This is a genomic window from Pseudolysinimonas sp. (genome assembly GCF_044239695.1).
GTDB lineage: Bacteria > Actinomycetota > Actinomycetes > Actinomycetales > Microbacteriaceae > Pseudolysinimonas_A.
In genome coordinates, this window is record NZ_JBIIAW010000056.1 from 1 (window position 1) to 20,293 (window position 20,293).

Sequence of the window (20,293 nt, forward strand, 5' to 3'; positions counted from 1 at the left end):
GGCTCGACTCACCTCGTCTTCGAGCGTTCCGCGCTCGGAGAGCCGGTCGCCGGCGCCCGGGCGGTTCTGCCCGAACTCGCCCGCGTAGCCGCCTCGACCGGTGAGCGGTTGGCCCCGCACGATCACCCCGCCGCCGATGCCGGACGCGCCGCCGTTGAGGTAGAGCAGATCGGCGACCCCGCGTCCCGCGCCGAAGAGGTGCTCCGCGACCGCTCCGAGGGTCGCGTCGTTGTCGGCGTGCACGGGCAGGCCGACGGCATCCTCGACCATGCGGGCGAACGGGATCTCGCGCCAGCCGAGGTGCGGAGCCCATCGCACGGTCCCGTCCGTGGCACGCACCAGTCCGGGGATCGCGAGTCCGACCGCGGCGACCCGGGGGCCGCGTCCCGAGAGCTCCGTCACCAGATCGGTGATGACGTCGACGGCCGTCTCGGGGTCGGGGATCGCCTCCAGCGGGCGGCGGATGCGTCGGCCGACGTGCGCGCCGAGCCCGACCACGGCCGCCGTCACGGCATCCACTTCGGGGTTCACCGCGATCGTCACGGTCGTCGGATTGACCCGCACGCCGGGGGAGGGACGCCCGACGCCGCCGCTCGCGACCGGGTCGCCTTCGTCGAGCAGACGGAGTTCGGCGAGTTCTGCGACGAGGGCTGCGACGGTGGAGCGATTGAGTCCGGTGAGCGCCGTCAGCTCGGCGCGCGAGGCGGCCCGGCCGTGGTGGACGAGGTCGAGGACCGTGGCGAGGTTGCGCCGACGGACTCCGTCCGCGTTGTCCCCGGCTGACATGCGCTTACCCTAGTGCCCGGCATTTGTTGTTCTTGACTACATATTGGGCGCGCCCTACTATCGACCTCACCCAATCACTTTCGGCTCTGATGCCGAAACTTTCGAAAGGCGTTCAAAGATGAACAAGTCCCGCACCAAGAGGCTGGGCACTGTCGTCGCGGCCTCGACGGTCGTATTCCTCGGACTCGCCGGCTGCACCGCCGCCGGCGACGGTGGGGACGGCGACGTCACGCTCACCTGGTGGCACAACGCCACCTCCGACCCGCAGCAGGGCATCTACGAGGAAGTCGCCGCCGAGTTCGAAGAGGCCAACCCCGGGGTCACCGTCGAGGTCACCGGCTACCAGAACGAAGACCTGCAGCGCACCCTCATCCCCAACGCCCTGCAGTCGGGCGACGCCCCCGATGTCTTCCAGGTCTGGCCCGGCGGAGAGGTCGCGGCGCAGGCCGAGGCCGGCTACCTCAAGGACCTCAGCGAGCCGCTCGCGGACGAGATCGCCGCGTACGGCGGCGTCGTCAAGCCGTGGGAGGTCGACGGCAAGCAGTACGGCATCCCGTTCTCCTTCGGCGTGACGGGCATCTGGTACAACACCGACCTGTTCGAGCAGGCCGGCATCGAGGGCACGCCCGAGACGCTCGACGAGCTCGAAGACGCCGTCGGGAAGCTGAAGGACCTCGGCGTCTCGCCGATCGCCGTCGGCGCCGGCGACCTGTGGCCGGCCGGGCACTGGTGGTACCAGTTCGCGCTGGCGTCGTGCCCGACCGACGTGCTCCAGTCCTCGATCGCGAACCTCGAGTTCGACGACGCGTGCTGGATCGAGGCCGGCGAGAACCTCGAGGACTTCCTCGCCACCGAGCCGTTCAACGAGGGCTTCCTCGCGACCCCGGCCCAGACCGGCGCCGACAGCTCCAACGGGCTGATGGCCAACCAGACCGCGGCCATGGAGTTCATGGGCCCGTGGAACGCCGGCACCATCGGCTCGCTCACCCCCGAGGGTGTCGCGCCGGAGTGGCTGTCCTGGTTCCCGTTCCCGAGCATTCCGGGCGCTGCCGGCGACCCGACGATCGCGATGGGCGGCGGTGACGGCTGGGGTGTGGCCGCCGACGCTCCCGACGAGGCCGTCGAGCTGGTGCGCTACCTGTCGAGCGCCGACGTGCAGCGCCGCTTCGCCGAAGCCGGGTCGGGCATCCCCGCCAACCCGGAGGCGGCCGACGCGCTGACCGACCCGAACCTGCAGGCGATCGCGGAAGGTCTCGCGGGCTCCTCGTACGTCCAGCTCTGGCTGGACAGCGCCCTCGGCCCGGCCTTCGGCAACCCGCTGAACCAGGCCATCGTCAACATCTTCGGCGGCACCGGAACGCCCGAGGATGTCGTTCAGGCACTGAAGGACACCGCCGCGGCCCAGTAAGCCGCAGCACTCCCCAGGAGGCAGGGCCCGCATCCCCCCGGGCGGGCCCTGCCTCACCACCTGAACGAACGACGAAGAACATGACCCAGACCCTGACCCCACCCCCGGCGGCCGCGCCACTCGCGCCGGCTCCGGCCTCCCGGCCCCGCCGCAGCACCAACGTCCGTCGACGCCTCGAGATCGCGCTCTTCACCGGACCCGCGCTCATCGTCTTCCTGGGCTTCGTCATCCTCCCGGTCGTCCTGGCCGCGGTGTACAGCTTCTTCAACTGGAACGGACTCGGCCCCCTCGAGCGGTTCATCGGCATCGACAACTACGTCCGTGCGCTGAACGACCCCGTCTTCCTCCGCGCGATCGGCAACAACTTCACGATCGTCGTGGCCTCGCTCCTCGTCCAGGGCCCGCTCGCCATCGGCGTCGCGCTGCTGCTCAACCGGCGGATGCGCGGCCGCTCGATCTTCCGGGCGCTGATCTTCGTGCCCTACGTGCTGGCCGAGGTCATCGCCGGTCTGTCGTGGAAGCTCCTGCTCTCGCCGCGCGGCGGCATCAACGCCGTGCTCGAGCAGGTCGGCCTCGGCGAGCTCGCCCAGCCGTGGCTGGCCAATCCCGACATCGCGCTCGGCGTGATGTTCCTCATCCTCACCTGGAAGTACGTCGGCTTCGCGATCCTGCTGATGCTGGCCGGGCTGCAGGGCGTGCCCCAGGAACTCCAGGAGGCGGCCGCGATCGACGGCGCGTCCTGGTGGCAGACGCAGTGGCGCATCACCCTCCCGCTGCTCGCCCCCACGATCCGCATCTGGGCCTTCCTCTCGGTGATCGGCTCCCTCCAGCTCTTCGACATGGTCTGGGTCACCACGAAGGGCGGCCCGGTGGGAGCGACCAACACGATGGCGGTCTACATGCTCCAGAACGGGCAGGGTGCGCCGGGCTACGGCAGCGCCATCGCCGTCATCCTGTTCGTCATCTCGCTGGTCGTCGCGCTGGTCTTCCAGCGCACCGTGATGCGCCGCGACCTGGCGGGCGCCCTGACGAGTGGCGAGGGACGCTGACATGACGCAGGTTCAGAATCGGCCCTCCTCCCGCGCGGCCGCGTGGGACGCCCCCGATGCCCCGCCGCAGCGGCGCAAGAGCTTCGACTGGGGCCAGCCCTGGGTCTACCTGGTCGCCCTCGTCGCGGCCGCCGTCGCGGTCGGCCCGGTCGCCTACGTCTGGGTCAACGGCTTCCGCACGACCGTCGACATCAACCAGGATCCCGGCGGCTGGCCGAACCCGTGGACGATCGACAACTACCTGAACGTGCTGACCTCCGAGCGATTCTGGGGGTCGGTGTTCTCCTCGGCGCTCATCGCGACCGGCACGACACTCGGCGTCGTCGCCCTCGGGGTGATGGCCGCCTTCGCGATCGCCCGCTACGAGTTCCGCGGCCGCGCGGGTCTCTACGCGCTCTTCGCCGCGGGGCTCATGTTCCCGGTCACCGTCGCGGCGCTGCCGCTGAGCATCCTGCTGCGCCAGCTCGATCTGCAGGGCACGTTCCTCGGCGTCATCATCCCGCAGGTCGGGTTCGCGCTGCCGACGACGATCATCATCCTGGTGCCGTTCCTGCGGGCGATCCCGCACGAGCTCGAGGAGGCCGCGTCGATCGACGGGGCGAGCCGCATCGGATTCTTCTGGCGCATCATGCTGCCGCTGTCGGTGCCGGGGCTGGTCACGGTGGGGGTGCTCGCCTTCATCGCGAGCTGGAACGCCTACCTGCTCCCGCTGCTCATCCTGGGTGCCGGCGGCATGCCCCAGGACTTCTGGACCCTCCCCCTCGGCGCGCAGCAGTACTCGACGCAGTACTCCGCCGACACCGGAGCGGTGCTCGCCTACACCTCCCTGTCGATGCTCCCCGCCCTCGCGTTCTTCCTGTTCGCCGAGAAGCGGATCGTCGGCGGTCTCACCGGCGCCGTGAAGGGCTGATCCTGCAATGACCGATACCACCACCCGCCCCGCGACCGATGTCGAGGGGGTCCTCGCGAGCCTGACGCTCGAAGAGAAGGTCGCCCAGCTCTACGGCGTCTGGGTCGGCGCGAACGCGGACGGCGGTGATGTCGCCCCGAACCAGCACGAACTCACCGGCGATATCGACATGGACGCCCTCGTGCCCGCCGGACTCGGTCAGGTGACGCGTCCGTTCGGCACCGTCCCCGTCGACGCGGCCCTCGGCGCCCTGTCGCTGATGCGCCTCCAGCAACGGCTCCTCGACGAGGGCGCCCACGGCATCCCGGCGATGGCGCACGAGGAGTGCCTCGCCGGTTTCGCCGCGTGGGGCGCCACGGCCTACCCGGTGCCGCTGTCATGGGGGGCGGCGTTCGCCCCGGAGCTCGTCGAGCGGATGGCGCGCCTCATCGGCGAGGACATGGCGTCGGTCGGCATCCATCAGGGTCTCGCGCCCGTGCTCGACGTCGTGCGCGACGCCCGCTGGGGTCGCGTCGAGGAGACGATCGGCGAAGACCCGTACCTCATCGGCACGATCGGCTCGGCCTACGTGCGCGGGCTCGAGTCGGCCGGCATCGTCGCGACCCTCAAGCACTTCGTCGGCTACTCGGCGTCCCGCACCGGCCGCAACCTCGCCCCGGTCTCGATGGGCCCGCGCGAGCGAGCGGATGTCATGCTCCCGCCGTTCGAGATGGTGCTGCGCGACGGCAAGCCGCGGTCGGTCATGAACGCGTACACCGACACCGACGGCATCCCGTCGGCCGGCGACGCGTCGCTGCTCACGGAGCTGCTGCGCGGCGAGTACGGCTTCGAGGGCACCGTCGTCGCCGACTACTTCGCGGTCGCCTTCCTCAAACTGCACCACCGCGTCGTCGGATCCTTCGGCGATGCCGCCGCTCTGGCGCTCACGTCGGGGATCGACGTCGAGCTGCCGACGGTGCACGCCTACGGGGAGCCGCTGCTCGACGCCGTGCGCTCGGGCGAACTCGCCGAGTCGGTGATCGACACCGCACTACGTCGGGTGCTGCGCCAGAAGGCGGACCTCGGCCTGCTCTCCGGGGAATGGTCACCCGTGCCGCCGGTGCTCGCCGGTCGTGACCTGAGCGATCCCGAGGCGCTGCGCGGCACGGTCGACCTCGACCCCCCGCAGAACCGCGCCGTCGCCCGCGATCTCGCGGAGCAGGCGGTCGTGCTGCTGCGTAACGACGGCGTCCTGCCGCTCGTCGCTCCGGCGCGCATCGCGGTCGTCGGCCCCACCGCCGACGACTTCGCGGCGATGCTCGGCTGCTACTCCTTCCCGCTGCACGTCGGCGCCCATCACCCCGAGGTGCCGGTCGGCATCGAGATCCCGACCCTGCTCGACGCGGTGCGCGCGGAGTTCCCGGCGGCGACCGTCGAGTACGCCCTCGGTACGACGATCGACGGCGGCGAGACCGACGGCATCGCGGCGGCGGTCGCGCTCGCCCGGGAGTCGGATGTCGTCATCCTCGCTCTCGGCGACCGCGCGGGACTCTTCGGCCGCGGCACGAGCGGCGAGGGCTGCGACGTCGAGTCGCTCGTGCTTCCCGGGTCGCAGGCGGCGTTGCTCGCCGCTCTGCTCGCGGCGGGCACGCCCGTCGTGCTGACGCTGCTCGCCGGACGCCCCTACTTCCTGGGCGCCGCGACCACCGACGCCGCCGCGATCGTGCAGACCTTCTTCCCCGGGGAGGAGGGTGCGGGCGCGATCGCCGGTGTGCTCAGCGGTCGGGTGAACCCGAGCGGTCGGCTGCCGGTGAGCGTCCCCGCGTCGCCCGGCGCGCAGCCCTCGACCTACCTCGCGTCGCCCCTTGCGCAGTCGACCGGGGTCTCGAGCGTCAAGGTCGGCGCGACCTACCCGTTCGGGCACGGCCTGTCGTACACGGCGTTCGAGTGGTCGGATGCGGCGGTCGCCGAGCCCGCGATCGGCACCGACGGCACGGCCCGCCTCTCGATCACGGTGCGCAACACCGGCGACCGCGACGGCGCCGAGGTCGTGCAGGTCTACCTGAACGACCCCGTCGCCTCGGTGGTGCGGCCCGTGCAGCGGCTCGTCGGCTTCCGGAAGGTCGCACTCGCCGCCGGAGAGTCGGTGCGGTTGACTCTCGACGTGCCCGCGGACCTCGCTTCCTTCCCCGGCGCCACGGGGGAGCGGATCGTCGAGCCCGGGGAGCTGGTGTTCGGCTTCGGTCGCTCGAGCGGCGACATCCCGCTCAGTGTCGGCGTCACCCTCGACGGCCCGGTGCGCGTCGTCGGCTTCGACCGCGCGCTGCACCCGGTCTGGAGCGAACAGCGCCCGCGAGGATGACCGCCACGATCCCCGCGCACCGCATCGCGACCTCGGTCGTCGAGGTGCGAGCCGGGGACCGCCTGCTCGCCGACACCGAGGTGCAGATCGAGCAGACGCGACACGCCTTCGGGTTCGGCAACATCGGCTTCGAACTGCTCGACCACGCCAACGGTCACGGCGCGCCCGGCGATGGTGACCTCGCGCGGCTCTTCCTCGACGTCTTCGACCTGGCGATCCTGCCGTTCTACTGGGCCGACTTCGAGCCGACCGACGGCAGGCCGCGCACGCGTCGGCTGAAGCGGGCGGCACAGTGGTTCGCCGCGCACGGCGTGCGGGTGAAGGGCCACCCGCTCGTGTGGCACACCCTCGCGCCCGACTGGTTGATGGGGCGTCCGCTCGCGGAGGTCGCCGACCGGGTGGCGGCGCGGGTGCGGCGCGAGGTCGCCGACTTCGCCGGTCTCGTCGACACCTGGGACATCGTCAACGAAGCCGTCATCGCCCCGGTGTTCGACAACGGCGACAACGCCATCACGCCGCTCGCCGCCTCGCGGGGCGGGGACGGGCTGATCGAGTTCGCGGCGGCCGCGGCGCGGTCGGCATCACCCGCGGTGCGACTGCACCTCAACGACTTCGACCTCTCCGAGCGTTACGAGGCGCTCGTCGAGGCCGTGCTCGCCCGCGGCGTCGCCGTTGACGGCATCGGACTGCAGACGCACATGCATCAGGGCTACCGCGGCGAGGATCGCGCCCTCGAGGCCGCGGACCGGTTCGCGCGCTTCGGCATCCCGCTGCACTTCACCGAGACGACGCTGCTCTCCGGCGACCTCATGCCCCCCGAGATCGTCGACCTCAACGACTACGTGCGCGAGGACTGGCCCTCCACCCCGGAGGGCGAGGCGCGGCAGGCCTCCGAACTCGAGAGGCACTACCGCTCGCTCTTCGGGCATCCCGCGGTCGCGTCGATCACCTACTGGGGCCTCGCCGATCGCGGCGCCTGGCTCGGGGCTCCCGCCGGCCTCGTGCGGCCTGATGGAACCCCCAAGCCCGGCTACTCGACCTTGCGAGAGCTCATCCGCGGCGACTGGTGGACCCCACCCGCGACGCTGCGCACCGACGCCGCCGGCCGCGTGACGGTGTCGGGGCTGAAGGGTCGCTACCGCCTCGCCGCGGGCGACCACGAGCAGGAGTTCGACCTCGTTTAGGTGCGCTTTCCGTTTTCAGGAGTAACCGTGGCAGGAGTGGCGGGTGAGCGGTGCCGAATCGACTTCTGTCGACATCAGCCACACGTTCTCCTGAAAACGGAAAGCGGCTAGAGACGCGCGGCGTACTGCTCGAGGATGACCGGGCGGTGATCGGATGCCGGCGACACGGCCACCGGGAGCGTCCAGTCCGGGCGCTCGCCGCTCGCGACCCAGGCGGCCTGGACGGCGGCGCCACGGGCGACGTACTCGCCCGGTTCCGGCACGACGACGGGAACATCGAACACCTGCGCCGCGATCGCCGACACGGCGGGGTTCTGCGCCGCCCCGCCGATCAGCAGGATGCGGCGCGCGTCGACGCCGACGCTCTGCACGGCGTGGAGACCGGCGGCGAGCCCGCAGAGCAGGCCCTCGATCGCGGTCCGGGCCACGTCGCCGCGGGTGGTGTTCGACAGGGTCATTCCGAATACGGTGGCGGTCGCGTCGGGGCGGTTCGGGGTGCGCTCGCCCTCGAACCAGGGCTGCAGCACGAGGCCGCCGGCGCCGGGTTCCGCGGTGAGCGCGAGGCGACCGAGCTCATCGTGGTCGACGCCGAGCAGCCCGGCGATCGCGTCGAGCACGCGCGCGGCGTTGAGGGTGGCGACGAGCGGCAGGTAGAGCCCGCTCGCGTCGGCGAATCCGGCGACGGTGTCGGATCCCGCCGGCGACCCGGTCACCGCGAAGACGGTGCCCGACGTGCCGATCGAGACCACGACATCCCCGTCGCGCGCGCCGAGCCCGAGGGCGGCGCCCGCGTTGTCGCCGGCGCCCGGCCCGACGAGCTGACCGCCCGGCAGGGTGCCGGCCGACTCCCCGGGGCCGAGCACGCGGGGCAGGATGGCGTCGTGGCCGAGGGCGGCGACGAGGAGCTCGCGGTCGTAGTCGTTCGTGTGCGGGTTCCAGTAGGAGGTGCCGCTGGCATCCGAACGGTCGGTGGTCAGCTCCGCGAAGTCGGCGTGGCCCGGGCCGAAGCCGCGCAGGCGCCAGGTGAGCCAGTCGTGGGGGAGTGCGACGGCGTGCACCCGCGCGGCATGGGCGGGCTCGGCATCCCGCAGCCAGCGCAGCTTGGTGGCCGTGAACGAGGCGACCGGTCGCGAGCCGGTGCGCGCGACGATGTCGGGGAACTCGGCGGCGAGGGCGTCGGCGGCGTCGGCGGAGCGGGTGTCGTTCCACAGCAGGGCGGGGCGGATGACGTTCCCCTCGGCGTCGAGCACGACCATCCCGTGCTGCTGTCCCGCGATCGACACGGCGGCGACGTCGTCGATGCCACCGGCCGCGGCGATGGCCTCCTGCAGCGCGACCCACCACGCCTCAGGGTCGACCTCGGTGCCGGCCGGGTGCGACGCGCGCCCCTGCCGCACGAGCTCGCCCGTGGCGGCGTCGAGAATCACGACCTTGCAGCTCTGCGTCGACGAGTCGACTCCCGCGACGAGTGTCATCCGGTGCTCCTGTGTTCGTCAGAGAGGGTTCTGTGACGCAAGGGACCCCGGCGTGCGGGGTTCCCTCGCGCCACAGAGGGTTCTATGCGGACGGGTTAGCGGGCGCCCATGAGGTGCTCGGTGGCGAGCTGCTGGAGGCGCACGAAGCCGCCGCCCTTGCCACCCAGGTACACGGACGTGTCGAAGTCCTCGTAGGCCGACCGGTCGGCGAGGAAGTCGGTGTAGGTCTCGCCCTCGTTGAGCGTCGGCACCGACAGTTCCGCCACGCGCGCGTCGGCGAGCGCCTGCTGCACCTCGGGGTCGGCGCGGAACGCCGCCGCGCGCTCCTTGAGCAGCAGGTAGGTGCGCATGTTCGCCGCCGCCGACTCCCACACGCCCTTCTCGTCCTCGGTGCGCGACGGCTTGTAGTCGAAGTGACGCGGGCCGGTGTACGCCGGAACCCCGCCGGGGCCGCCGTTCTCGAGCAGGTCGACGAGGGCGAACGCGTTGTGCAGGTCGCCGTGCCCGAACACGAGGTCCTGGTCGTACTTGATGCCGCGCTGACCGTTGAGGTCGATGTGGAAGAGCTTGCCGTGGTACAGCGCCTGCGCGATGCCGGCGGCGAAGTTCAGGCCCGCCATCTGCTCGTGGCCGACCTCGGGGTTGAGGCCGACGAGTTCGGGGCGGGCGAGCGAGTCGATGAACGCGATCGCGTGGCCGAGGGTCGGCAGCAGGATGTCGCCGCGGGGCTCATTCGGCTTGGGCTCGATGGCGAACTTGATGTCGTAGCCCTTGTCGGTGACGTAGTCGCCGAGCAGGTTGACGGCCTCGCGGTACCGCTCGAGGGCCTGACGGATGTCCTTGGCGGCGTCGTATTCGGCACCCTCGCGGCCTCCCCACATGACGAAGGTCTGGGCCCCGAGCTCCGCGCCGAGGTCGAGCTGGCGGAACACCTTGCGCAGGGCGAACCGGCGCACGTCGCGGTCGTTCGCGGTGAAGCCGCCGTCCTTGAAGACGGGGGCCGAGAAGAGGTTGGTGGTGACCATCGGGATCTTCATCCCGGTGGACGCGAGCGCGCCCTTCAGGCGGTCGATCTCCTTCTGACGGGCGGCGTCGTCCGACCCGAACGGGAAGAGGTCGTCGTCGTGGAAGGTGAGGCCGTAGGCGCCGAGTTCGGCGAGCTTCTCGACCGCGTGCACGGTGTCGAGGGGCTTGCGGGTCGGGCCGCCGAACGGGTCGGTGCCGTTGTAGCCGACGGTCCACAGCCCGAAGGTGAACTTGTCGGCCGGGGTGGGGGTGAGAGACATGGCGAGCTCCGTTGATCGTGGTGGCGCGAGATATGTTGCGAGATACAACATATCCGGAAAGCGCGTACAGTGATAGCCGCTTCCGATAGTTTCGGCGTGATTTTCGAGAGGAACAGGTGTGACCGACCAGAGCATCCGCGTCACCCTGCAGGACATCGCCGAGCAGGCCGCCGTCTCGCTCGCGACGGTGTCGAAGGTGTTGAACGGCCGAGCCGACGTCTCCGCCGCGACCCGCGGGCGCGTCGAAGACCTGCTCTCGCAGCACGGGTACCGCCGTCGCGGCACCCCGACGTCGAGTTCGCTCGTCGAGCTGGTGTTCCACGAGCTCGAGGCCGCCTGGTCGATGGAGATCATCAAGGGCGTCGAGGATGTCGCCCGCGCCGCGGGGTTGAGCGTCGTGCTCACCGAGAGCGGCTCCCGCCACGCCCCCGCCGCCGACTGGATCGACGGCGTCCTCCAGCGTCGGCCGGTCGGGGTCGTGCTCGTGTTCTCGGCGATCCCCGACCAGTACCGCGAGGTGCTGAAGGCGCGCAGCATCCCGTTCGTGATCATCGACCCGGCCGGCGATCCCACCCCGGACGTGCCGAGCGTCGGCTCGGCGAACTGGTCGGGCGGGCTCATGGCGACCCGCCACCTCCTCGAGCTCGGCCACCGGCGCATCGCCGCGATCACCGGACCCGACGACATGATGTGCTCGCACGCGCGCATCGACGGCTACCGCTCGGCGATGACGGCGGCCGGGCTGCCGATCGATCCCGACTGGATCCGATTCGGCGACTTCCACACCTCGGGCGGACGCCTGCACGGCCAGGACCTGCTCGACCGCGACGACCGGCCCACCGCGATCTTCGCCGGCAGCGACCTCCAGGCGCTCGGCGTGCTCGAAGCCATGCGCCAGCTCGGGCTGCGCGCGCCCGACGACGTGTCGATCGTCGGGTACGACGACATCCCGCTCGCCACCTGGGTGAGCCCCCGCCTGACGACGATCCACCAGCCGCTACGGCGCATGGCGGAGGAAGCGACCCGCCTGGTGATCCGGATGCGGGAGGGGCGATCGACCGAGGTGACCCGGCTCGATCTCGCCACTGACCTCGTCGTGCGCGAGAGCACGGCGCCCCCGCGCGCATGATGCTCTCCACGACGCCGCTCGCGGCCGCCGAGGGCGAGGGGGATGTCTGCGCCCTCACCTTCGACGACGGACCGAACGGCGCCGACACCGCCGCCCTGCTCGACCTGCTCGCGGAGCACGGCATCCGCGCGGTGTTCGCGGTCATCGGGGCGCAGATCCTCGCGCCGGGCGGCGCCGAGCTGCTGCGGCGCGCCGTGCGGGAGGGACACGTGCTGTGCAACCACTCGACCGACTTCGATGACATGGGCGCGCTCACCGTCGACGAGGCGCGGGAGCGGATGCGGGCGAACGCGGCGATCATCGCCCGGGTCGTCGGCCCCGACGTGCCCGTGCCCTACTTCCGGGCGCCGAACGGCAGCTGGGGTCGTACCCCCGACGCGGCCGTCGCCGAAGGGATGCAGCCGCTCGCCGTAGTCAACACGATCGGCGACTGGATGACCCAGGACGAGGCGGTGCTCACGGAGCGGCTGCGCGCCGCGATGCGTTCCGGGGAGCTGGTGCTCGTCCACGACGGCGGCGGCGATAGACGTGGGTCGATCGCCGCCGTGCGGACGGTGGTGGAGGAGCGGCTCGCCGCCGGGTGGCGGTTCGTGCTCCCCGCGAGGCCCGCCCGCCCGTGACCGCCGCGAGAGGCGCTCGGGCCGCCGTGGGACGCTGACACGCCGGTGCTTACGTCGAAATGGCGAAGAAAGGTGGCTGATCGTCGACACAGTCGGTAGCGTGTCCGACGTCAGCGTTGATCCGAGACACCAGCAACCGAAGGATGCGAACCCATGGCACCACTGCGCGTCGCGATGATCGGTCACGGCTTCATGGGAGCCGCCCACTCGCAGGGCTGGCGAGTAGCCCCCCGCTTCTTCGACCTGCCCGCCCCGATCGAGATGGCCGTGGTCGTCGGCCGCCGGGCGGAGGGCGCCGAGGCCGCCGCCGCCAAGTGGGGCTGGGCGGAGTCCGCCACCGATTGGCGTGAGGTCATCGCGCGGGACGACATCGACATCGTCGACATCGTGACCCCCGGCGACTCCCACGCCGAGATCGCTATCGCCGCCCTCGAAGCGGGCAAACACGTGCTCTGCGAGAAGCCCCTCGCCAACTCGGTCGCCGAGGCCGAGGCGATGACGGCCGCCGCCGAGAAGGCCTTCGCCCGCGGCGTCGTCGCGATGGTCGGCTTCACCTATCGGCGGGTTCCGGCTGCGGGGCTCGCGAAGCAGCTCATCGCCGCCGGCAAGATCGGGCGCATCCAGCAAGTGCGCGCCGCCTACCTCCAGGACTGGCTCGCCGACCCCGAGTCTCCGCTGACCTGGCGGCTCGACAAGTCGCTCGCCGGATCCGGATCGCTCGGCGACATCGGCGCGCACGCGATCGATCTCTCCGAATTCGTCACTGGGATGAAGCTCGCCTCAGTCTCCGGAACCCTCGAGACCCTCGTCACCGAGCGGCCGGTCATGGCGTCCGCATCCGGACTCAGCGGGACGGCCGGCGCCGAGCGCGGCCCCGTCACCGTGGATGACGTCGCGCTCATCGTCGGCCGCTACGATTCGGGCGTGCTCGGCACCTTCGAGGCGACGCGGTTCGCAACGGGCCGCAAGAACGCCCTGCGGCTCGAGGTCTCGGGCACGGCGGGCGCGATCGCGTTCGACCTCGAGGACATGAATGCCCTGCAGTTCTACGACGCCACCGCTCCCGCGGGCGAGCAGGGGTTCCGTCGAATCCAGGTCACCGAGCCCGTGCACCCCTATGTCGCTGCCTGGTGGCCGCCCGGGCACATCATCGGCTACGAGCACGGATTCAGCCACCAGGTCGTCGACTTCACCGCCGCGATCGCGGCGGGCACCCAGCCCGAGCCGTCGTTCGCCGACGGGCTGCACGTTCAGCGTGCCCTCGCCGCCGTCGAAGCCTCGGCCGACGCCGGCAGCGCCTGGACCACCGTCTGATCCACTCGCGAAGGAGCACGCTGATGGCCCGTCCGATCACCCTCTTCACCGGCCAGTGGGCCGACCTGCCCCTCGAGGAGGTCGCGAAGCTCGCCTCCGGCTGGGGCTACGACGGCCTCGAGCTGGCGTGCTGGGGCGACCACCTCGATCCGTGGCGCTGGGATGAGCCGGGCTACGCCGAGGGCAAGCTCGAGCTGCTCGCGAAGTACAACCTCAAGGTCTATGCGATCTCGAACCACCTCAAGGGTCAGGCGGTCTGCGACGACCCGATCGACCAGCGGCACCGCGACATCCTGAGTGACCGCGTCTGGGGCGACGGGGAGCCCGAAGGGGTGCGTCAGCGCGCCGCGGAAGAGATGACGCACACCGCCCGGCTCGCGGCGAAGCTCGGTGTCGACACCGTCATCGGGTTCACCGGCTCGTCGATCTGGAAGTACGTCGCGATGTTCCCGCCGGTCTCGCAGGAGGCGATCGACGCGGGCTACCAGGACTTCGCCGACCGTTGGAACCCGATCCTCGACGTCTTCGACGAGGTCGGCGTGCGGTTCGCGCACGAGGTGCACCCGTCGGAGATCGCGTACGACTACTGGACGACCGTGCGCACGCTCGAGGCGATCGGGCACCGTCCCGCGTTCGGCCTCAACTGGGACCCGTCGCACATGGTCTGGCAGGACCTCGACTCGGTCGGCTTCCTCATCGACTTCGCCGACCGGATCTACCACGTCGACTGCAAGGACACCCGCAAGCGCATGACGAACGGCCGCAACGGCCGCCTCGGCTCGCATCTCGCGTGGGCCGACCCGAAGCGCGGCTGGGACTTCATCTCGACCGGCCACGGCGACGTGCCCTGGGAGGACGCGTTCCGCGCGCTCAACGCGATCGGCTACACGGGCCCGATCTCGGTCGAGTGGGAGGACGCCGGGATGGACCGCCTGGTCGGCGCCCCGGAGGCGCTCGAGTTCGTGCGTCGGCTCGCCTTCGACGCGCCGGACGCTGCCTTCGACGTCGCGTTCTCGACGAAGTAGCTACGCCGCACCCAGCACCATCGCCTCGACGCGGTCGGGGGAGAGGGCGTGATGGATGGCGAGCATGCACGCGCCGAGCACGCCGGCATCCGGTCCGACCCGGGACTGGGTGATCTGCAGGTGCTCGGTCGCGAGCGGCATCGAGCGGGTGTAGACGACTTCGCGTACGCCGGCGATGAGGTGCTCGCCGGCCTGGGCGAGGGCTCCGCCGATGACGATCGCCGACGGGTTGATGAGGCTGACGCACGTGGTGAGCACCTCGCCGATGTCGCGGCCGGCCTGCCGCACCGCCTGGATGGCCTCCAGGTTGCCGGCCTTGACGAGGTCGACGACATCCTGGCTGGAGCCCGCCTCGAGGCCGGATGCCGTCATCGCCTTCGCGAGCGCGCGGCCCGACGCGAGCGCCTCGAGGCAGCCGCGGTTGCCGCAGTGGCAGGGCACGTCCTTTCCGCGTGCGACGTAGACGTGGCCGATGTCGCCCGCGGTGCCCTGCGCGCCCCTCTGGAGCAGCCCGCCGGAGATGACCCCCGACCCGATGCCGGTCGCGACCTTGACGAAGATCAGATGGCTGGCGTCGGGCCACGCCAGCTCCCGCTCGCCGAGCGCCATGATGTTGACGTCGTTGTCGACGAGTACGGGAACGGCGAAGGTCGCCTGAAGGCGCCCCGGGATGTCGAAGCGGTCCCACCCGGGCATGATCGGCGGGTTCGCCGGGCGGCCGGTGGAGTGTTCGACGGGCCCGGGAACCCCGATGCCGACGGCCAGCAGGTCGTCGATCGTGCGACCCGTTCGCTCGAGCAGTCCGGTGCCGGTTGCGGCGACCCAGCTCAGCACCCGCTCCGGTCCCTCGCTCACGGGGATCGGGGCGGCCTCCTCGGCGAGGATCCGTCCCGTGAGGTCGCTGATGGCGGCGCGCACGTGCGAGGCGCCCACGTCGACGCCGAGCACGACCCGGCCGGATGCCGCGAGGGCGAACTGCGCCGACGGGCGGCCGCCGGTGGAGACCGCGTCGCCGATCGCTCCGACGAGACCGAGTCGCATGAGGGCGTCGATCCGCAGTCCGATGGTGGACCGGGCGAGGCCGGTGATCGCGGCGAGTTCCGTGCGCGTGCGCGGCTTGCCGTCGCGGAGGATCTGGAACAGGTCGCTGGTGGCGGAGGAGCCGAGCGGGTTGACGTGCCCGGATTCGACGGTCATCTCGCCACTTACGTCGGTCATCGCAACATCTAACCAGCATCTTCGGCCGAAGTGCCGCCCTCGCCTAGGCTGACGCCATGACTGCCGGCCCGCTGAGCGCGGAGGAGATCGCCGCCGTTCGAATCGGATACGGGTTCGACGCCCCCGCGCTCGAGATGGGCGCCCTGGTCAACGGCACCCCCCTCCCCGATGTGCCGATCCGCATCCCGCTCGCGATGGTGAATCGCCACGGGCTCGTCGCCGGGGCGACCGGCACCGGCAAGACCAAGACGCTCCAGGTGCTCGCCGAACAGCTCTCGGCCGCGGGCGTGCCGGTCTTCGCCGCCGACATCAAGGGCGACCTCTCGGGCATCGCGACCGCGGGGGAGGCGAGCGAGAAGCTGCTCGAGCGCACGCGCGGCATCGGACAGGACTGGGCGGGCACCGCCACCCCGACGGAGTTCTTCACGCTCGGCGGCCTCGGGTCGGGCGTCCCGATCCGAGCGACGGTGCGCGGCTTCGGGCCGCTGCTCCTGGCCAAGGTGCTCGGGCTCAACGACACCCAGGAGTCGAGTCTCGCCCTCGTGTTCCACTACGCCGCGCAGGCCGAGCTTCCGCTGGTGGATCTCGGTGACCTGCGGAGCGTCCTCACCCACCTCGTCTCGGCCGAGGGCAAGGGCGAGCTCGCCTCTCTCGGCGGGCTGTCGAAGGCGACGGCGGGGGTCATCCTGCGCGAGCTCATCGTCTTCGCCGACCAGGGGGCCGACGTGTTCTTCGGCGAGCCGGCGATCGACCCGGCCGACTTCCTGCGGCTCGCGGCCGACGGCCGCGGGCTGGTGAGCCTGCTCGAGGTCCCGAGCGTGCAGGACAAGCCCGCGCTGTTCTCGACCTTCCTGATGTGGCTGCTCTCGGAGCTGTACCGGGCCCTGCCCGAGGTCGGCGACCTGCCGAAGCCGAAGCTCGTCTTCTTCTTCGACGAGGCGCACCTGCTGTTCCGCGATGCGTCGAAGGACTTCCTCGCGGTCGTGACGCAGACCGTGCGACTCATCCGTTCGAAGGGGGTCGGCATCTTCTTCGTCACCCAGACCCCCAAGGACGTGCCGGGTGACGTGCTGGCGCAGCTCGGCAGTCGCGTGCAGCACCAGTTGCGCGCCCACACCCCCGACGACGCCCGCGCCTTGAAGGCGACGGTGACCACCTACCCGACGTCGGGCTACGACCTCGCCGAAGTGCTCACCACGCTGGCGACCGGGGAGGCGATCGTCACCGTCATGAACGAGGATGGGGCGCCGACGCCCGTGGCCTGGACGAGGCTCCGCGCCCCGCAGGGGTCGATGGCCCCGGCTCCCGCGGCGGCGATCGCGGCCGCGGTGGAGGCCTCTCCGTTGCTGACGCGGTACGGCACCCCGGCGGATCCGGAGTCGGCCCAGGAGATGCTCGCCGAGCGCGTGCGCCGGTCCGCCGCTGCGGTGAGCGAGGCAGCCGTCTCGGCCGCCGCCGAGGCGCGGTCGGCCGAGGCGCAGCGGACCCGGGATGCCGACGCCGAACGCCGCAGGCGGAGCGAGGAGAAGGCTCAGGCGACGGCCGAGGCACGTCGGCGGCGCGAGGCCGAACGCCGATCCGACCGGGTGCGCCGGGAGACCGTCAACGTCGGCGTGCGGGTCGCCCGGGTGATCGTCGACCGCCTGTTCGGACGCGCGCGCTGACCCGTCCGGGTGAGCCGAGGCTCAGGCCATGATCGGCATGCCGAGCAGGGTCATGACCCCGACGGCGATACTGATGCAGGCCGCGATGACGACGAGGAGCAACCCGGCGACGAGCCAGGGTCGGTTCTCGAACCAGTAGGCACTGCCCGGGTAGGCCGCGAAGAACTCGGCGTGGGACATCGGCTCCGGGGCGACCCGCATCGCGACCGGGAGGGCGTCCGCGATGCGCTCGAGATCGCCCGCGTTCCAGAACGTGCCGCGCAGGCGGAACAGCCGACGGCCCACGGCGTCCCGTACCAGGAGCTGAGGCACGGTCTCCGGCGATTGGCCGACGTAGACCGGCACGAGGTCGACCGCGGCGATCGCGCTGAGCGGCACGCGCTCCATCGGGCTGAAGATGCCGCGTCCGCGCAGCTCGCCGTCGGCGACGACGGCGTCGACCGTCAACTGCCGGGCCAAGAGGGCGAGGGAGACGACCACGACGATCGCCTGCGTCACGGCCACCCAGACGCCCTGGCCCCGCGGCACGGCGAACCAGTAGAGCACCGCCGAGATCGGGATCAGCACGACCAGGATCGACACGAGGGCGGACACGAGTAGCGAGCGGCGCGGCACGATGCGCACGGCGGCGTCCTCGGTCACGGGCGTGCTCTCCCCCTGTCGAACAGCCGCGCGGGGCGACTCTGCGGATGCGGTGGTGCGGGCGATGCTGGTAACGCGATCTCGGCGGAGGATGGGGGATTCGAACCCCCGAGGGCTTTCACCCAACACGCTTTCCAAGCGTGCGCCATAGGCCACTAGGCGAATCCTCCTGAGGACCCTCCGCGCACCCGTCAGAGCCCGGTTACCCTTGCTACGTTTCCGTCCTGGGGGAGTTGGCCTGGATGGCGCCACGCGGAGAGCCGTCGACCAGTGTAGGGCCTCCACCTGGAGCCTGGGAGACCATCCGGATCCCGTCGGTCGCGGCGGCTACTCTGGGCTGGTGGTCACCGCCCTCTACCGCCGCTACCGGCCGGAGACGTTCGCCGAGCTGATCGGCCAGTCGCAGGTGACCGATCCGCTGCGCACCGCATTGCGCACCGACCGGGTCAACCACGCCTACCTCTTCTCCGGCCCCCGTGGCTGCGGCAAGACCACGAGTGCGCGCATCCTGGCTCGCTGCCTCAACTGCGCGGAGGGTCCCACCGACACCCCGTGCGGCACCTGCGCGTCGTGTGTCGAACTCGCGCGCGACGGGGGCGGGTCTCTGGATGTCGTGGAGATCGACGCCGCGAGCCACAACGGCGTCGACGACGCCCGCGACCTGCGCGAGCGCGCGGCGTTCGCGCCGGCGCGGGATCGCTACAAGATCTTCATCCTCGACGAGGCGCACATGGTGACCCCGCAGGGTTTCAACGCGCTGCTGAAGCTCGTCGAGGAGCCGCCGGAGCACATCAAGTTCATCTTCGCCACGACCGAGCCCGAGAAGGTCATCGGCACGATCCGCAGCCGCACCCACCACTATCCGTTCCGCCTCGTCCCGCCCGCGCAGATGCTCGACTACGTGCAGAAGATGGCGGCCGACGAGAAGGTCGAGGTGGAGGGCGGGGTGCTTCCGCTGGTCGTCCGCGCGGGCGGAGGCTCGGTGCGCGACACCCTCTCGCTGCTCGATCAGCTCATCGCGGGGTCCGAGGGCGGCACCATCCAGTACGAGCGGGCGGTGGCCCTGCTCGGCTACACGCACGGCGCGCTGCTGGACGAGGTCGTCGACGCGATCGGTGCCCGCGATGCCGCCGGCGTCTTCGCGGCGGTCGATCGCGTCGTTCAGACCGGCCAGGACCCGCGCCGGTTCGTCGAAGACCTCCTCGAGCGGCTGCGCGACCTCATCGTCGTCGCCGCGACCCGGGACGCGGCCTCGGCGGTGTTGCGCGGCGTGCCGCTCGACGAGATCGATCGGATGTCGGCGCAGGCGTCGGCATTAGGTTCGGCCGAGCTGTCGAGGGCGGCGGATGTCGTCAACACGGCGCTCACCGAGATGACGGGGGCGACCTCGCCGCGGCTGCACCTGGAGCTGATGGTCGCCCGCCTGCTCGTGCCGGCGGCCGACGAGTCGGAGCGCGGTGCGCTCGCCCGGGTCGAACGTCTCGAACGTCGGATGGGCATCGACGAGCACCCCTCGATGCGCGCGGTCCCCGATCGTCCTGCCGTGGAGCCCGTCGACATCCGCAGTGCGCGCAGCGCCCGCGAGGAGCCGGCCGAGCCGGCGTCGGAGGCGAGCCCCGCCCCGGCCCCCGACGAGCCTCCGGCGGAAGACCCGACGCCGCCCGATGTGCCGGTCCAGGCCGACCCGCCGCCTGCCGCGCCGGTGACCCTCGCGCAGATCCGCGACGCCTGGCCCGAGATCCTCGAGATCGTCAAGAACTCCAAGCGCAACGCCTGGATGGCGCTGGCCGCATCGACCCCGCGGGCCTACGTCGGCGACGTGCTCACCGTCGCGTTCGCCACCGAGGCCGACGTGGCGTCGTTCAAGCAGCCGCAAGGCCCGGGGGAGAGCGTCAGCGAGCAGTTGCGCGGCGCGATCCACGAGGTGCTCGGGGTGCGGGTGAAGTTCCTCGCCCGCCACGAGGTCGGACCCGAGGGACCGCCCGCCCCCGCCCCTGCCCGAGTCGAGCAGCCTCCGGCCCCGCAGCCCGCGGCGGCCGAGAACCCCCTGCCGCCGGCTCCGGAGTGGAACGTCGTGCCGATCCCGTCGAGCGGCACCGCGGCTCCGACGCCCGCGCCCGGCGCACCGGCTCCCGTGGCCGATCCCGAGCCCGAGGCGAGCTCTCCGGTCGTGGCGCCTCCGGCATCCGCGCCCCCCCCCCCCCCCCCCCCCCCCCCCCCCCCCCCCCCCCCGGCGGCCCCC

General features: G+C 71.5%; 16 protein-coding genes, 1 tRNA gene and 1 other RNA gene. 11 read left to right on the top strand and 7 right to left on the bottom strand.

Annotated features, from left to right (window positions below; genetic code table 11):
- Positions 1-786 (bottom strand): ROK family protein (locus ACILQS_RS09870; RefSeq protein WP_395639951.1); only part of this gene is annotated, 786 nt, incomplete at its 3' end.
- A 118-nt stretch (positions 787-904) separates the two neighbouring features.
- Between ACILQS_RS09870 and ACILQS_RS09875 the strand changes: the two genes are divergently transcribed.
- The 5 genes from ACILQS_RS09875 (at position 905) to ACILQS_RS09895 (ending at position 7,678) form a co-directional block, all read left to right on the top strand.
- Positions 905-2,194 carry an ABC transporter substrate-binding protein gene (locus ACILQS_RS09875; RefSeq protein WP_395639952.1) on the top strand — a complete coding sequence of 430 codons (1,290 nt, stop codon included), beginning with the start codon at positions 905-907 and terminating at the stop codon, positions 2,192-2,194.
- An 80-nt stretch (positions 2,195-2,274) separates the two neighbouring features.
- The gene (locus tag ACILQS_RS09880; RefSeq protein WP_395639953.1) at positions 2,275-3,243 is read left to right on the top strand and encodes a carbohydrate ABC transporter permease; all 969 of its coding nucleotides are present in this window, start codon (positions 2,275-2,277) and stop codon (positions 3,241-3,243) included.
- 1 nt (position 3,244) lies between these two features.
- Entirely contained in the window at positions 3,245-4,153 is a 909-nt protein-coding gene (locus tag ACILQS_RS09885) for a carbohydrate ABC transporter permease (RefSeq protein WP_395639954.1), read from the top strand.
- Positions 4,154-4,160: 7 nt separating this feature from the next.
- Positions 4,161-6,494: a glycoside hydrolase family 3 N-terminal domain-containing protein gene (locus tag ACILQS_RS09890; protein ID WP_395639955.1), complete on the top strand. Its 2,334-nt coding sequence runs from the start codon at positions 4,161-4,163 to the stop codon at positions 6,492-6,494.
- Complete coding sequence (locus tag ACILQS_RS09895; RefSeq protein ID WP_395639956.1) at positions 6,491-7,678, top strand: endo-1,4-beta-xylanase; 1,188 nt, start codon at positions 6,491-6,493, stop codon at positions 7,676-7,678. Before ACILQS_RS09890 ends, ACILQS_RS09895 begins: the two co-directional genes overlap by 4 nt.
- A gap of 107 nt (positions 7,679-7,785) precedes the next feature.
- Here the strand turns inward: ACILQS_RS09895 and ACILQS_RS09900 are convergent, their stop codons facing one another.
- Together ACILQS_RS09900 and xylA are read right to left on the bottom strand one after the other, a co-directional pair.
- A complete protein-coding gene (locus ACILQS_RS09900; RefSeq protein ID WP_395639957.1) occupies positions 7,786-9,153 on the bottom strand; it encodes a xylulokinase in 1,368 nt (455 codons plus the stop codon).
- Positions 9,154-9,248: 95 nt separating this feature from the next.
- Positions 9,249-10,439 (bottom strand): xylose isomerase, encoded by a 1,191-nt coding sequence (xylA, locus tag ACILQS_RS09905; RefSeq protein WP_395639958.1) that lies wholly within the window; start codon positions 10,437-10,439, stop codon positions 9,249-9,251.
- A 118-nt stretch (positions 10,440-10,557) separates the two neighbouring features.
- On the opposite strand from xylA, the gene ACILQS_RS09910 reads away from it, so the two are divergent.
- From ACILQS_RS09910 to ACILQS_RS09925, 4 genes are all read left to right on the top strand, one after another.
- Positions 10,558-11,568 (top strand): LacI family DNA-binding transcriptional regulator, encoded by a 1,011-nt coding sequence (locus tag ACILQS_RS09910; RefSeq protein ID WP_395639959.1) that lies wholly within the window; start codon positions 10,558-10,560, stop codon positions 11,566-11,568.
- A complete protein-coding gene (locus ACILQS_RS09915) occupies positions 11,568-12,188 on the top strand; it encodes a polysaccharide deacetylase family protein (RefSeq protein ID WP_395639960.1) in 621 nt (206 codons plus the stop codon). Before ACILQS_RS09910 ends, ACILQS_RS09915 begins: the two co-directional genes overlap by 1 nt.
- A gap of 153 nt (positions 12,189-12,341) precedes the next feature.
- The gene (locus ACILQS_RS09920) at positions 12,342-13,502 is read left to right on the top strand and encodes a Gfo/Idh/MocA family protein (protein WP_395639961.1); all 1,161 of its coding nucleotides are present in this window, start codon (positions 12,342-12,344) and stop codon (positions 13,500-13,502) included.
- Positions 13,503-13,525: 23 nt separating this feature from the next.
- Entirely contained in the window at positions 13,526-14,527 is a 1,002-nt protein-coding gene (locus tag ACILQS_RS09925; protein ID WP_395639962.1) for a sugar phosphate isomerase/epimerase family protein, read from the top strand.
- Here the strand turns inward: ACILQS_RS09925 and ACILQS_RS09930 are convergent, their stop codons facing one another.
- Positions 14,528-15,745 carry an ROK family protein gene (locus ACILQS_RS09930; RefSeq protein WP_395639963.1) on the bottom strand — a complete coding sequence of 406 codons (1,218 nt, stop codon included), beginning with the start codon at positions 15,743-15,745 and terminating at the stop codon, positions 14,528-14,530.
- Positions 15,746-15,801: 56 nt separating this feature from the next.
- Here ACILQS_RS09930 and ACILQS_RS09935 point away from each other — a divergent pair, with 56 nt between their 5' ends.
- Positions 15,802-17,409: a helicase HerA-like domain-containing protein gene (locus tag ACILQS_RS09935; protein ID WP_395639964.1), complete on the top strand. Its 1,608-nt coding sequence runs from the start codon at positions 15,802-15,804 to the stop codon at positions 17,407-17,409.
- A gap of 21 nt (positions 17,410-17,430) precedes the next feature.
- Here ACILQS_RS09935 and ACILQS_RS09940 read toward each other — a convergent pair whose 3' ends face one another.
- The 3 genes from ACILQS_RS09940 to ffs form a co-directional block, all read right to left on the bottom strand.
- Positions 17,431-18,051, bottom strand: coding sequence for a hypothetical protein (locus ACILQS_RS09940; protein WP_395639965.1), 621 nt, complete (start codon positions 18,049-18,051; stop codon positions 17,431-17,433).
- Between the two features lie 85 nt (positions 18,052-18,136).
- Positions 18,137-18,221, bottom strand: a tRNA-Ser gene (locus tag ACILQS_RS09945).
- Positions 18,220-18,316, bottom strand: an RNA gene (gene ffs / locus ACILQS_RS09950) — signal recognition particle sRNA small type. Before ffs ends, ACILQS_RS09945 begins: the two co-directional genes overlap by 2 nt.
- Before the next feature lie 75 nt (positions 18,317-18,391).
- Between ffs and ACILQS_RS09955 the strand changes: the two genes are divergently transcribed.
- On the top strand, positions 18,392-20,293 hold a 1,902-nt coding region (locus tag ACILQS_RS09955; protein WP_395639966.1), incomplete at its 3' end, for a DNA polymerase III subunit gamma and tau.